General features: G+C 41.1%; 11 protein-coding genes and 1 tRNA gene. 10 read left to right on the forward strand and 2 right to left on the reverse strand.

Annotated elements, in window-relative coordinates; genetic code table 11:
- Nucleotides 1–22 precede the first annotated feature (22 nt).
- Nucleotides 23–1579 (reverse strand): cryptochrome/photolyase family protein, encoded by a 1557-nt coding sequence (locus PSH54_RS06500; protein WP_273605738.1) that lies wholly within the window; start codon nucleotides 1577–1579, stop codon nucleotides 23–25.
- Between the two features lie 90 nt (nucleotides 1580–1669).
- Nucleotides 1670–2131, reverse strand: a complete 462-nt coding sequence (locus PSH54_RS06505) for a globin (RefSeq protein ID WP_121637199.1) — start codon at nucleotides 2129–2131, stop codon at nucleotides 1670–1672.
- A gap of 376 nt (nucleotides 2132–2507) precedes the next feature.
- On the opposite strand from PSH54_RS06505, the gene PSH54_RS06510 reads away from it, so the two are divergent.
- The 10 genes from PSH54_RS06510 (at nucleotide 2508) to PSH54_RS06555 (ending at nucleotide 14143) form a co-directional block, all read left to right on the forward strand.
- Nucleotides 2508–2584: transfer RNA gene (locus PSH54_RS06510), tRNA-Met, on the forward strand.
- 280 nt (nucleotides 2585–2864) lie between these two features.
- Entirely contained in the window at nucleotides 2865–3320 is a 456-nt protein-coding gene (gene rimP, locus PSH54_RS06515; protein WP_004585883.1) for a ribosome maturation factor RimP, read from the forward strand.
- 38 nt (nucleotides 3321–3358) lie between these two features.
- A complete protein-coding gene (nusA, locus tag PSH54_RS06520; RefSeq protein WP_004585884.1) occupies nucleotides 3359–4858 on the forward strand; it encodes a transcription termination factor NusA in 1500 nt (499 codons plus the stop codon).
- Between the two features lie 25 nt (nucleotides 4859–4883).
- Complete coding sequence (infB, locus tag PSH54_RS06525) at nucleotides 4884–7541, forward strand: translation initiation factor IF-2 (protein ID WP_004585885.1); 2658 nt, start codon at nucleotides 4884–4886, stop codon at nucleotides 7539–7541.
- Between the two features lie 109 nt (nucleotides 7542–7650).
- A complete protein-coding gene (gene rbfA / locus PSH54_RS06530; RefSeq protein ID WP_004585886.1) occupies nucleotides 7651–8058 on the forward strand; it encodes a 30S ribosome-binding factor RbfA in 408 nt (135 codons plus the stop codon).
- Entirely contained in the window at nucleotides 8058–9002 is a 945-nt protein-coding gene (gene truB, locus PSH54_RS06535; protein ID WP_054982205.1) for a tRNA pseudouridine(55) synthase TruB, read from the forward strand. The genes rbfA and truB overlap by 1 nt, the downstream gene beginning before the upstream one ends.
- A gap of 109 nt (nucleotides 9003–9111) precedes the next feature.
- Complete coding sequence (gene rpsO, locus PSH54_RS06540) at nucleotides 9112–9381, forward strand: 30S ribosomal protein S15 (RefSeq protein WP_004585888.1); 270 nt, start codon at nucleotides 9112–9114, stop codon at nucleotides 9379–9381.
- Between the two features lie 499 nt (nucleotides 9382–9880).
- Nucleotides 9881–12007: a polyribonucleotide nucleotidyltransferase gene (gene pnp / locus PSH54_RS06545; protein ID WP_004585889.1), complete on the forward strand. Its 2127-nt coding sequence runs from the start codon at nucleotides 9881–9883 to the stop codon at nucleotides 12005–12007.
- A 140-nt stretch (nucleotides 12008–12147) separates the two neighbouring features.
- Complete coding sequence (gene nlpI, locus PSH54_RS06550; RefSeq protein WP_273605739.1) at nucleotides 12148–13026, forward strand: lipoprotein NlpI; 879 nt, start codon at nucleotides 12148–12150, stop codon at nucleotides 13024–13026.
- Nucleotides 13010–14143: a hypothetical protein gene (locus tag PSH54_RS06555; RefSeq protein ID WP_273605740.1), complete on the forward strand. Its 1134-nt coding sequence runs from the start codon at nucleotides 13010–13012 to the stop codon at nucleotides 14141–14143. Before nlpI ends, PSH54_RS06555 begins: the two co-directional genes overlap by 17 nt.
- The last annotated feature ends 60 nt before the right edge of the window (nucleotides 14144–14203 follow it).

The raw sequence follows: 14203 nt of genomic DNA on the forward strand, positions 1-14203 counted from the left end.
AACTGAGGCGGCTTTTTCGTTTTTATAACTCGTTTATATGCGTTAAATAATAATTTGCTTGGGCTAAGGTCTGCTGTTGAAGTTGGGGCGTTTGTTTATCCCAGTTTCTATAAACCATGCCAATGCGTGGGTTTTTTTCAAGTAATGCGCGGTGTTTATCCATAAATTGCCAATATAAGCTGTTGTAAGGACACGCCTTCTCACCTACTTTTTGCTTAACATCATAATGACAGTTTTTGCAGTAATCGCTCATTTTATTGATGTAATTACCACTGGCTGCATAGGGTTTAGTGGCGATAATAGCATCATCTGCAAATTGGCTCATGCCACGGGTGTTAGGCATTTCAACCCATTCAATGGCATCAATATAAACCCCTAAATACCACTGGTCGACTTCATTAGGGTCGATACCTGTTAATAAGCAAAAATTACCAATGATCATTAATCTTTGAATATGATGAGCGTATGCGGTGTCTAAGCTCTGCGTTAATGCGTGGCTTAAACAGTTCATTTTTACATTACCCTGCCAAAAGTACTCCGGTAACGACTGGTTAGCCTGTAATTGGTTTTTTTGTGCATAGTCGGGCATGTTTACCCAATATATACAGCGAACATATTCACGCCAACCTAAAATTTGCCTAACAAAGCCCTCAACTTGAGAAATCGAAATTGTGTCGGGGTGAGCATTAAATTCGTCAATTACACGCCTAATAACGTACAGCGGGTGGATTAACTTGGCGTTTAAAGCAAATGATAAACGGCTGTGGTACAAGCTGGCGTTATTTGTAACTTGGTCGGTCATTGCATCTTGAAACTGGCCGAAATTTTTTAGCAGGTGGGTACAAAAATATTCTAAACACGTTTTAGCTTGTTTGCGAGTGAGCGGCCACGGCAGCTGCTGAGGATTTATTTCACCAAAGTAATTTACGTTATGTTTTTTAAGTCTGCGAATGATAGAGCTTACATCGTTATTAAATAATTTTGGCGGGGGGATAGCGTTTAAATCTGCTTTTTTAAATTTGTTTCTGTTATTACTATCAAAGTTCCATTGACCTCCTTGCGGGCTACTCCCATCCATAAGAATAGTGTATTGCTTGCGCATAGCACGATAAAAGTGCTCCATAGTCACATGTTTGTTTTTTTCAAACCGCTCGTTAATACGTTCAAATGGCAGCATAAAATGCTCGGTGTCATAGGCTTTAACAAGAATATCAGACTCTTTCTTAAATTTACTTAACTGTGCTTTGAGGCGAAATTCATCAGGGTATTGATAATGTATTTCACTGCAACGATACTGCTTGGCTATGCGCGTGAGTAAATCAGGCAAGGTTTTGTCTTGGTGGGTATCATCAAGGGTAAGGTGCAGTGTGCTGTAATCCGCGCTTTGTAAAGCTGTAGCAAAACGCTCCATCGCATAAAAAAAAGCACATAACTTTTGCACATGGTGCTTAACGTAATTGGTTTCTTGTTGTAACTCGGCAATTAAATAAAGCGTATCAGGTTCTTTTTCTTTAAACCACGAATGCGAAGCATTAAGTTGATCACCTAAAATTAGGCGCAACACTTTATAATGAGCCATAAACCACCTAAATTTAGTTGTACGTAAAAAGCGACAACGTGGATCTAGGTAGTTTGCTCATACGTGCATAAAAGCTGAGTCTTGTGTTACTTAAAGCTTACTTGAGCGAAGTTGAGTGATTTTTTGCTCAAGCGAAATAACATTTGTTTTGTTAAACAAAGTTGTATTAGCAAAACTTTCAAAATAACGAAGCGCTTTTTGCCAAGCAAATTGTGTTTGTGCGGTGAATAAACGCCCTAAGTGCTCGTTTAAGGTATCGTAAAAGGCATCGCATAGTAGCGATATTTCTTTTGGCGTAACGCCCATCTTTTTTAAGTATTGCAAGTGAAAGGTTAAAAATGGGGCAACAGAAGATGGGTTATCTAAATGCCTAACTATACGTTCTAAAACACAATATAAAATATAACTTTTTTCGTTAAAATAAGCGGCACTTGGGTACTGCATTGTTATATTTGACTCTTCAAGCTTTGCATGAAAGCGCGCGGTAAACGCATGAAAGTTTGGCTTAACTATATGCAAACTTTTAATTAACTGTGGCTGATAAGTATTCATTAGCAATCTCATTAAATTTTGTAATTTTTATTTTTATCCACATCGGTGAGCTTTTAGTATAGTGCGTTGCTCAAATATCGCACGTAATCTAAACGTAAAAAGCACAAAATTGTATCAGTTTTATGAATTTTAGATATTTTATTTATGAATATACGGCTTTTTACGCACATATTAGTGACGTTACGATTACCATTTTAACGTCTGCATAATCATAGTACATACTGGTGAAGCTTAAAATGGGGGTTCACTGATTTTATCAAACTTATTAGTTATTATGGTTGCTAATTACCCCGTATATCCTTATAATAGCCGCCATTGTTTAGCGGTTGATTAACCACTAACAGCGATATTGAATTTTAGGTTTAATATCTATTGGCGCGGGATGGAGCAGCCTGGTAGCTCGTCGGGCTCATAACCCGAAGGTCGTCGGTTCAAATCCGGCTCCCGCAACCAATTTTTATAGTAGGTATATCCTTACTAATTCTATATCGCGCATTCTAAGTAATGCGCGTTTTGCGTTTAAGCTAATGTAGTTTAATTTGGTCAGTGTAATGACCCGCAGCCAAGCTTGGCCTGAGGCCACACAGTTTTATGCTTTATTGGTGTGACGCCCCGCTTGGTTCGGGGCGTTGTTGTATCTGCACCATTGATTTATGGCTTTGTCATTAAATCAAAACTTAAACTCAGTATTTTAGGGCTATAAGCCCTTTTTTTGTTTGTATGGAGGATTTTCGTGACAAAACTTGAGCAAGATTTATTAACCATGCTTACGCCTGCAGTAGAAATGTTAGGCTTTGAATTACATGGTCTTGAGTTTGTACAAGCAGGCCGCCATTCTACCTTAAGGGTTTATATTGACCATGAGGATGGAATATCTGTTGATAATTGTGCGGATGCGAGTCGCCAAATTAGTGCGATTTTAGACGTCGAAGACCCAATTACAAACGAATATGATTTGGAAGTATCGTCTCCTGGTGTTGATCGTCCATTATTCAAACAAGATCATTACGAGAAGGCGCAAGGAGAGGAAGTACGCGTGCGTACTAAGCTTCCACAAGACGGTCGCCGTAATTTTAAAGGCGACTTAGTAGCAGTTAGCAGTGATATGATCACACTTAAAAGCGATGGCGAAGAGCACTTAATCATGCTTAGCAATATCGAACGTGCGAACATCATCGCAAAGTTTTAATTCGAGTGCGAAGGAATAGGGCAAGCGAGGCATTACCCATGGCAAAAGAGATATTATTGGTTGCTGAAGCCGTTTCCAATGAGAAAGCGGTTCCAAAAGAAAAGATTTTTGAAGCGTTAGAGTTCGCTCTAGCAACAGCGACAAAGAAAAAACACGATGGCGAAATTGAAGTACGTGTATCAATCGACCGTAAAACCGGTGATTACGACACGTTCCGTCGTTGGCAGATTGCAGAAGTTCAAGAAGATGGTTCTTTAGAAAACCCTTACAGCGAAATCACATTAGAAGCAGCTCAAGTTGAAGAACCTGACTTGCAACTGGGTGATTATGTTGAAGAACAGATTGAATCTATCAAATTCGACCGCATAACTACACAAATGGCAAAGCAAGTTATCGTACAAAAAGTACGTGAAGCTGAGCGCGCTTTAGTTGTAGAAGCTTATAAAGATCAAGAAGGCGAGCTAGTAACAGGTGTCGTTAAAAAAGCAACACGTGATGCAATCGTACTTGATTTAGGTAACAACGCAGAAGCGGTTATTTACCGTGACGATATGCTGCCACGTGAAAACTTCCGTCCAGGAGATCGTATCCGTGGTCTTCTTTACGAAGTTAAACCTGAAGCTCGCGGCGCACAGTTATTTGTAACGCGTTCAAAACCAGAAATGCTGATGGAATTATTCCGCATTGAGGTGCCAGAGATTGGCGAAGAAATGATTGAGCTTCGTGCTGCAGCACGCGATCCGGGTTCACGCGCTAAAATCGCCGTTAAATCTAACGACAAGCGTATTGACCCAGTAGGTGCGTGTGTTGGTATGCGTGGTGCACGAGTTCAAGCTGTATCATCAGAACTTGGTGGCGAGCGTGTTGATATCGTACTTTACGATGACAACCCAGCGCAGTTTGTTATTAACGCAATGGCACCGGCTGAAGTAGCTTCAATCGTAATGGATGAAGACACTCATTCAATGGATATCGCTGTAGAAGCTGATAACCTAGCACAAGCAATTGGTCGCAATGGTCAAAATGTTCGTTTAGCAAGCCAATTAACTGGCTGGGAACTAAACGTAATGACTGTTGAAGACATGCGCGCTAAAAACGAAGCAGAGTCAGATAAGTTAATTAACTTATTTACTGAAAACTTAGATATTGATGATGAATTTGCATCATTACTTATCAACGAAGGTTTCTCAACACTTGAAGAAGTAGCGTATGTGCCGGCTTCTGAGTTTTTAGAAATCGACGGCCTAGATGAAGAAACGGTTGATTTACTGCGCTCACGTGCAAAAGATGCATTAACCACTAAAGCGCTTAAAACGGAAGAAAGCTTAGAAGGTGTAGAGCCTGCTGAAGACTTACTTGCGCTTGAAGGCTTAGAGCGTCATCTAGCATTTGTTATGGCAAGCAAGGGTGTAATTACACTTGAAGACTTAGCTGAGCAAGGTATTGATGAATTGGTAGATATTACAGAGCTAACACCTGAAAAAGCAGGTGAGCTAATTATGGCTGCACGTAATATTTGTTGGTTCGCAGACGAGTAATTTATTAACGGAGGTATTACACACTATGGCAGAAGTAAATGTTGAAAAACTAGCCGGCGATATAGGTACAACTGTTGATAAATTGCTTCAGCAATTTTCACAAGCGGGTATCACTAAAAAAGCAGGTGATAATGTAACTGAAGCTGAAAAAGCACAGTTACTTGATCACTTAAGCAAATCGCACGGTGGTACTGGTTCAGATGGCCCAGCACGTATGACTTTACAACGTAAGAGCAAAAGCACATTAAGTGTAACGGGCTCTACGGGTAAGGCAAAAGCTGTTCAAGTTGAAGTTCGCAAAACACGTACTTACGTGAAAAAGAGCGCAATGGAGCAAGAGCAAGAACAGCAACGTCTAGCCGCTGAAGAAAAAGCGCGTATCGAAGAGCAGCAAAAAGCTGCACAAGAAGCCGCTGAATTAAAAGCGAAACAAGAGGCAGAACGTAAAGCAAAAGAAGACGCTGATCGTAAAGCCAAAGAAGAAGCTAAACGCAAAGCAGATGCAGAGCGTAAAGCTAAACAACAGCAGATGACCCCAGAGCAAAGTGCTAAGTCTGAGAAAGATCGCATCGAAGCTGAGCGTCTGCAGAAAGAAGCAGAAGAGGCCGCATTGAAGAAAGCTGAAGAAGAAGCGAAACGTCAAGCAGAAGAGGCAAGAAAGCTAGCTGAAGAAAATGAAGCTCGCTGGAAAAAAGAAGAAGAAGAACGTAAGAAACGCGAAGAAACCGCGGATCACCATCTTACGACTTCTACTTATGCACGTGAGGCAGAAGATGTTGCTGATGCACGTGATGAGCAAGGTTCACGCCGCGCGAAGAAAAAGAAAAAAGCCCCAGCAAAAGATAAATTTGCAGGCGCTAAAGGCCGTAAAGGCAAGCTAAAAGCACCTACATCATTGCAACATGGTTTCCAAAAACCTACTGCCGATGTTAAAAATGAAGTGCGTATTAGCGAAACAATTACAGTAGCTGAGCTTGCATCGCGCATGGCTGTTAAAGGCGCTGAAGTTGTTAAAACAATGATGAAAATGGGTGACATGGTTACCATTAACCAAGTGATTGACCAAGAAACAGCACAACTTGTTGCTGAAGAAATGGGTCACAAAGTTATCATCGTTAAAGAAAACGAATTAGAGCAAACAGTACTAAATGACCGTCATGAAGATGGTAAGTCTGAGCCGCGTGCGCCAGTAGTAACTGTAATGGGTCACGTTGACCATGGTAAAACATCAACGCTTGATTACATTCGTTCAGCTAAAGTTGCATCAGGCGAAGCCGGTGGTATTACACAGCACATTGGTGCATACCACGTTGAAACTAACGGCAACATGATCACTTTCTTAGATACACCAGGTCACGCCGCGTTTACATCAATGCGTGCACGTGGTGCTAAAGCGACAGATATCGTAATCCTAGTGGTTGCAGCAGACGATGGTGTAATGCCACAAACTAAAGAAGCGGTACAGCATGCTCGCGCAGCTGGCGTTCCTTTAATCATTGCTGTAAACAAAATGGATAAAGAAGGCGCAGATCCAGATCGCGTTAAAAACGAGCTAGCTCAGTTAGACGTTATCCCTGAAGATTGGGGCGGCGATACGCAGTACGTTCATATCTCAGCTAAAACAGGCTTAGGTATTGATGACTTACTTGAAGCTGTTCTTATGCAATCTGAGCTTTTAGAGCTTCGTGCTCCATCAGAAGGCATGGCAGCAGGTGTTGTAATTGAATCTCGTCTTGATAAAGGACGTGGTCCGGTTGCTTCTATCTTAGTTCAATCAGGTACCCTTAACCAAGGTGATATCGTACTGTGTGGTCTTGAATACGGCCGTGTTCGTGCAATGAAAGACGAAAACGGTAAAGACATTAAATCAGCGGGTCCTTCTATTCCGGTTGAGATTTTAGGTCTATCTGGTATTCCGGCGGCAGGTGATGAAGCGACTGTTGTTAAAGATGAGCGTAAAGCGCGTGAAGTTGCTTTATACCGTCAAGGTAAATTCCGCGACGTTAAATTGGCTCGTCAGCAAAAAGCGAAGCTTGAAAACATGTTTACTAACATGGCTGAAGGCGATGTATCAGAAGTTAACGTGGTACTTAAAGCCGACGTTCAAGGTTCAATCGAAGCAATTTCAGACTCACTAACTAAACTTTCTACTGATGAAGTAAAAGTGAAGATTGTTGGTTCTGGCGTAGGTGGTATCACCGAAACTGATGCAACACTTGCTGCTGCATCTAACGCAATCGTAGTTGGCTTCAACGTTCGTGCCGATGCATCTGCACGTAAAGTGATTGATACTGAAAACTTAGATCTTCGCTACTACAGCGTAATCTACGCGCTAATCGAAGAAGTTAAGCAAGCCATGTCTGGTATGCTTGCTCCTGAGTTTAAGCAAGAGATTATTGGTCTTGCTGAAGTACGTGACGTGTTTAAGTCTCCAAAAATTGGCGCAATTGCTGGTTGTATGGTTACTGAAGGTACTATTAAACGCAGCGCACCTATTCGTGTACTACGTGATAACGTGGTTATTTACGAAGGTGAGCTTGAGTCACTACGTCGCTTTAAAGATGACGTTCAAGATGTTCGTAACGGCATGGAATGTGGTATCGGCGTTAAGAACTACAACGATGTTCGTGTTGGTGACCAAATCGAAGTATTCGAAACAGTTGAAGTACAACGTACACTTTAATTGCTCGTAAACTAAGATTGTAAATGGGGGCTTTGCCCCCATTTCTGTATCCATTATTTAATTAACTTATTATTTTAATTCAGTAAGTTATGATTTTAGGAAAACAATCATGAGAGAATTTTCTCGCACTGATCGTGTTGCTCAGCAAATTCAAAAAGAAATTGCTGTAATTTTACAACGCGAAATTAAAGATCCGCGCTTAGGCATGGTGACAGTGTCTGCGGTAGAAGTATCGCGCGATTTATCTTACGCAAAAGTTTTTATTACGGTGTTTAATACCGAAGATGAAAACAAAGCAAAAGAAAGCGCAAAAATACTTAACGAAGCAACGGGCTATATCCGCTCGTTACTAGGTAAGCGTATTCGTGCTCGTATAATGCCTGAGCTTAAATTTGTAGTAGATAACTCACTAATGGAAGGGATGCGTATCTCTAACTTAGTGGACTCGGTTATTCGCGAAGATAACGCTAAACATGTTGATGATGAAACTGATAGCGAAGAAGGCACTAAAGACTAATGGCAAGACGCAGTAAAGGCCGTCCGATTGATGGTATTTTGTTGTTAAACAAACCTCAAGGCATTTCATCGAACAAAGCCCTACAGCAAGCTAAAGGTATTTATTTTGCCCAAAAAGCTGGCCATACCGGTGCGCTAGATCCACTGGCCACTGGCATGTTACCTATTTGCTTTGGTGAAGCGACCAAGTTTACCCAATTTTTGCTCGATACAGATAAAACCTATGTGGTAAGAGCAAAGCTAGGTGAGCGTACAACTACCTCTGATTCAGATGGCGAAGTGGTTGAAACCCGTGATGTAAACGTTACCACTGAACAGTTAGCTGCAGAAATTGAAAAGTTTTTAGGCGAGTCAGATCAGTATCCATCAATGTACTCAGCGCTTAAATATGAAGGTAAGCCTTTATATAAATACGCGCGTGAAGGCATTGAAGTACCGCGTAAATGCCGAAAAATAAACGTGTTTAGCTTAACGCTTGATGAGTTTGATGAAGCAAATAACGAAGTACAAATGACCGCCCATGTATCTAAAGGGACCTACATTCGTACTATTGTTGATGATTTAGGTGAAAACCTAGGCTGTGGCGCACATGTTATTATGCTGCATCGCTCAGCGGTTGGCCATTACCCTAAAGATAAAATGGTATCGCTTGAGCACCTTGAAACCTTATTAGCCAAGGCCAAAGAAGAAGAGGTTGCCCCTTCTACATACCTTGATGAATTACTATTGCCAATGGATAGTGCATTGGTTGATTTACCCGTTGTAGAAATTAGCAAAGAGCAGGGTGTTTCGTTTAGCCATGGACAAGCAGTCGTACTAGGCACTGATTTACCCGAAGGGGCAATTAAAGTTCTTGCTGATGGTGTATTTATTGGCACCGGTGAGCGCAACCCTGACGGGCATTTAAAATCAAAGCGTGGCTTGTCTAATCAGCAACCCGAGTAAACTTTAACTTGTAGTTATTCTCATAGTTGGTAGAATACGCCCGCTTAATCGTTTTGGCTGAATTAGTGATCGGCTAAAGCACCTATTAAATTTAACTTTTGGAGTTATTATGTCACTAAGCAATCAAGAAAAAATCGATATCATTGCTAAATTTGCACGTGCTGAAGGCGACACTGGTTCACCTGAAGTACAAGTAGCTTTACTTACTTTTGATATCAACAAGCTTCAAGGTCACTTTGCTGACCACAAGCATGACTTCCACTCACGTCGTGGTCTGCTTCGTAAAGTAAGTACTCGCCGTAAATTGCTTGATTACCTTAAAGGTAAAGATATCTCGCGTTATACTGCGTTAATCCAAGAGCTTGGCCTACGTCGCTAAGAACTTGATTACGAGAAAAGGAGCTTTATAGCTCCTTTTTTTGTGCCTAAATTTAACGCTTCACACCCCATCGTTAATTTAACCTCCCTTTAATATAAATAACACAACCTTGTGCTAGCACTTAATAAATAAGGCTAGGCAACGCTTGCAACCACTGCGTTAAAATTATCTTTAAGAACAATTTAATAGCGAATTATTCACCTAGCTATCTAAAGGTTTTTAATAGCTAAAAATTACACGCTTAATTAAGCGCCTTTCTATAAAACAATTAAAAAATAATGTGGCAAAAGCGATTACGTTTTATCTTTGGGTAGGCTCGCAATTTTACGTCGCTTTGGTATATACTATGCGCGTAGATAAATAGGTTATCTGCAGTCATTAAAAATTTTGCCAATTGTAGTACTTAATTGATTTCCAACTGAATACAATTATGTACTGTAATTGGCCCTTTTAATGACACTTATTAATGAAATATAAAAACATTTAAGGAATATTTTAAGTGCAAGCAATTATTAAAGAATTTCAACTAGGTCAACACACAGTTACCCTAGAAACAGGTGCAATCGCACGTCAAGCAGACGGCGCAGTATTAGCAAGCATCGGTGACACGTCAGTATTAGTTACTGTCGTTGGTAAGCGTGAAGCTCAACCTGGTCAAGACTTTTTCCCACTAACAGTTAACTACCAAGAGCGTATGTACGCTGCTGGTCGTATCCCGGGTGGTTTCTTAAAGCGTGAAGGTCGTCCTAACGATGGCGAAACACTTATTGCACGTCTTATTGACCGTCCAATTCGTCCACTTTTCCCAAATGGTTTCGTAAACGAAGTACAAGTTATTGCAACCGTTGTATCTGTAAACCCTGAAATCCAACCAGATATGGTTGCGATGATTGGTACATCAGCAGCACTTGCTATCTCTGGTATCCCATTTAGCGGCCCAATTGGTGCGTCACGCGTTGGTTACATCAACGGTGAGTACGTACTTAACCCAACACTAAAAGAGCTTGAAGAAAGCCAACTTGATTTAGTTGTAGCGGGTACTGATAACGCAGTACTAATGGTTGAATCAGAAGCTGACGTACTAGCTGAAGACGTAATGCTAGGTGCGGTTGTATACGGCCATGAGCAATCTCAAGCTATTATCAACGCAATTAACGAATTTAAAGCAGAAGCGGGCAAGCCTACATGGGATTGGTCTGCACCTGAGAAAAACGTATCGCTTGAAGAAAAAGTAGCTGAACTTGCTGCTGATAAAGTAGGTGAAGCTTACCGTATTACCGATAAAGTAGCGCGTAAAGAAGCATTAACTGCAGCAAAAGACGCTGTAATTGAAGCGCTTACAAGCGAGCTTGCTGAAGATGAAACACTTGATAAGCAAGAAGTAGGTAAAGTATTTGGTTCTTTAGAGAAGAAAATTGTACGTGGCCGCATCACTGCTGGTGAAAAACGTATCGATGGTCGCGAACCAGACATGATCCGTGCATTAGACGTAATGACAGGCGTATTACCACGTACTCACGGTTCTGCAATCTTTACACGTGGTGAAACTCAAGCATTAGTTACAGCTACACTTGGTACAGAACGTGATTCACAGTTAATCGATGATTTAACGGGTACTCACAAAAACCACTTTATGCTTAACTACAACTTCCCTCCATTTTGTGTAGGTGAAACTGGTTTTGTAGGTTCTCCTAAGCGTCGTGAAATTGGTCACGGTAACCTAGCTAAGCGTGGTATTTCTGCTGTAATGCCTACACTTACTGAGTTCCCTTACTCAATTCGTGTTGTATCTGAAATCACTGAATCTAACGGTTCGTCTTCAATGGCATCTGTTTGTGGTACGTCACTAGCTCTTATGAACGCGGGTGTACCAATTAAAGCATCTGTTGCGGGTATCGCGATGGGTCTTGTGAAAGAAGATGAGAAGTTTGTTGTTCTTTCAGATATCTTAGGTGATGAAGATCACTTAGGTGACATGGACTTTAAAGTAGCAGGTACTACTAACGGTATCACTGCACTACAAATGGATATCAAGATTGAAGGTATCACTCAAGAAATCATGCAAATTGCGCTTAAACAAGCAAAAGCTGCACGTTTACACATTTTAGGTGTGATGGATGAAGCGATTTCTGCTCCTTCTGAAGAATTATCAATGTTTGCTCCTCGCATCTACACTATGCAAATTCCTGCTAAGAAGATTGCTGAAGTAATTGGTAAAGGTGGCGCTACAATCCGTCAACTTACTGAAGAGACAGGCACAACAATTGAAATTGAAGACGACGGTACAATTAAGATTGCTGCAACAGACGGTGAAAGCGCGCAAAACGCAATTACACGTATTGAGCAATTAACAGCAGAACTAGAAGTAGGTACTATCTACACTGGTAAAGTTGTACGTATTGTTGACTTTGGTGCGTTTGTAAACATTCTTCCTGGTAAAGATGGCCTAGTGCATATTTCTCAAATCAGCACAGAGCGTGTTAACAACGTAACTGACCACTTAAGTGAAGGTCAAGAAGTTAAAGTTAAAGTACTAGAAGTAGACCGCCAAGGCCGTGTACGTCTAAGCATTAAAGAAGCAATGGAATCAGCAGCACCTGCAGCTGATGAGTCGAAAGACGCATAATTGCTAAACTTTAACCCGTTAATATACGCGGGATAATAAAAAAGGGGCTGTTTAGCCCCTTTTTTTATGCTTTAATGAAACCTTATTAGACAAGGTCTGTCTTATTTTTATTGCGATATATCTTGGTATTAAGGATTTTAATGATACTCAAACATTTAGCTTTGGCATCTTTTGCTATTTTGTCTTTAAGCGCTTGCCAAACCACGACTGAATCAAAACCTACGCCGATTGTTAATGTGCCTTTTACTGCACCCCTTGCATCTGACTTTAGAAGTGAAATTGCGATTGCACGTTACTCTGAGCTATTAAATAGAGCCGATTTAAGTATCGAGCAACAAGCTAAGCTTTATTATGACCGTGGGGTATTATTTGATAGCTTAGGAATGACCACGTTATCGCGCATTGATTTTAACCGCGCTATAAAACTAAAGCCTGATTTAGCTGAGGTGTATAACTTTTTAGGTATTCAGCACACTTTAATGCAGCAATACGAAAAAGCGTATGAGTTTTTTGACTCAGCCCTTGAGCTTAATGAAGAGCATGAATACGCTTATTTAAACCGTGGTATTGCACTGTATTATGGTGAAAGAGCAAACCTGGCGCAAAGTGACTTTGATGAGTTTTTAGCGCGTTCACCAAACGATCCTTACCGTGTGTTATGGCTTTACCTTGCACAGTCGCAAGAGGATAAACAACAAGCATTAGCGGCTCTTAAAACAAATGCTGCAGCCCTTGATGAATCGCAATGGGCGTATCAGTTAATTTCGCTTTATACCGGCGATATGAGTGAGCATACGTTTTTATCGGGTATTAGCGAGGGCGTTAAATCAGAGCAAGAATACGCACAGCGCTTGTGCGAGGCGTACTTTTACTTAGCCAAAATGCACCAAGCAGCCGGTGAGCAGTTTTTAGCTGCTGATTACTTTAGGTTGGCATTATCCACTAATGTGCATGAGTTTATTGAATACAAATATGCACGTTTAGAGCTTGAGCTTATGGCTGGTGCAGACGCTAGTTAAATACCTGTGTTATCTGATTGGTTTGCTATTTAGCCTGCTTATTGCAGGCTCTAGCAACCAGTTAAGCAGCATTAGCTTTTGGCATGTACTTCACGCTCAGGCTAATCCTCTGCAAAGTTATTGGCAATTTCCCCGTTACTTTTCAAATAATATAGCGCATCTTCCCGAGCTGACATTAGGCTTTTTAGCGCGTAAAAATATCCCATCAGCCCAGTACAATTATTCTTTAAAGCTGATTAATGCAAGCAAAAACGAACAAGCAAAGTTATTTTGGCTACAAAGTATTGAGCATGTTGGGCATAACAAGCGCCAACAACTCGCGCATGCTCTTTTAAAGCAAGGTCGCTGGAATGACCTTCAACTATTGTTAACCCAAAACTTACTGCCTAAAGGCGCGGCATTTAACCATTTAGCGCTGCACAAAGGGATTAACTATGAGCAAGTTTCGCCTTCCTTTTTACATCAACTTGGTTTTGCAGCGTTAAATACACGCCCGCCGATTAACAATAGCTGTAGTTACAATGTGCTGCTATTAGGTGTAAATAGAGAAGCCTTGTTTAAGTTATCAAGTTTTGCCGCGCAGTATAATAAAAAACCTGAGCCGCAAAGCGGGGCGTATTGCTTAAGTAAACCGGTTTACGCTGGGGGCGCAATTGACTGTGCTAACACCTCGGGCATGGCTAATTGCCTATGGCAAAACGCGCACTTAAAAGCGCAGTTTACTAACGGCTATGACTACACTGTAATTATGGGTACGAGCGGCAGCGCCAATGTAACAGGTAAAAAAATGCAGCTAAGTACCCAAGCAAACTATAATGTATTTTTGCATGAGCTAATGCACTTTAGTGGTTTTGAAGATGAATATACGCTGCCTATTTCTAAACAGCGCTGGTTGTGTAAACGCCAAGGATACGTGGCCCCAAATTTATATATTTCGCAAGGTGAGGCTGCGCCAAATGGATGGCACAAAAGCTTAAGTTGCCAGCAAGGCGGCGTGGCATATAAGCCAACTAAGCAATGGTCAATTATGCAGTATCAACAACTAGGTTTATCAAAGCGGTACAGGGCTTTGTGGGTTGATCAAATCAATGCTGCTAAAACCGCTCAGCTTGATTAAATTTAAATCGATTAGGCTTGCTATCTATAGACAAAATGGCCGTTTATAAGTATAACTGTA

The sequence above is a fragment of the Pseudoalteromonas sp. Angola-30 genome (genome assembly GCF_028599215.1).
GTDB classification, from domain to species: domain Bacteria; phylum Pseudomonadota; class Gammaproteobacteria; order Enterobacterales; family Alteromonadaceae; genus Pseudoalteromonas; species Pseudoalteromonas atlantica.

Coding starts and splice junctions, on each gene's coding strand:
- rbfA (WP_004585886.1), top strand. CDS start 7,651: ATGAGAGAATTTTCTCGCACTGATCGTGTTGCTCAGCAAATTCAAAAA.
- infB (WP_004585885.1), top strand. CDS start 4,884: ATGGCAGAAGTAAATGTTGAAAAACTAGCCGGCGATATAGGTACAACT.
- nusA (WP_004585884.1), top strand. CDS start 3,359: ATGGCAAAAGAGATATTATTGGTTGCTGAAGCCGTTTCCAATGAGAAA.
- truB (WP_054982205.1), top strand. CDS start 8,058: ATGGCAAGACGCAGTAAAGGCCGTCCGATTGATGGTATTTTGTTGTTA.
- PSH54_RS06505 (WP_121637199.1), bottom strand. CDS start 2,131: ATGAATACTTATCAGCCACAGTTAATTAAAAGTTTGCATATAGTTAAG.
- PSH54_RS06500 (WP_273605738.1), bottom strand. CDS start 1,579: ATGGCTCATTATAAAGTGTTGCGCCTAATTTTAGGTGATCAACTTAAT.
- rpsO (WP_004585888.1), top strand. CDS start 9,112: ATGTCACTAAGCAATCAAGAAAAAATCGATATCATTGCTAAATTTGCA.
- nlpI (WP_273605739.1), top strand. CDS start 12,148: ATGATACTCAAACATTTAGCTTTGGCATCTTTTGCTATTTTGTCTTTA.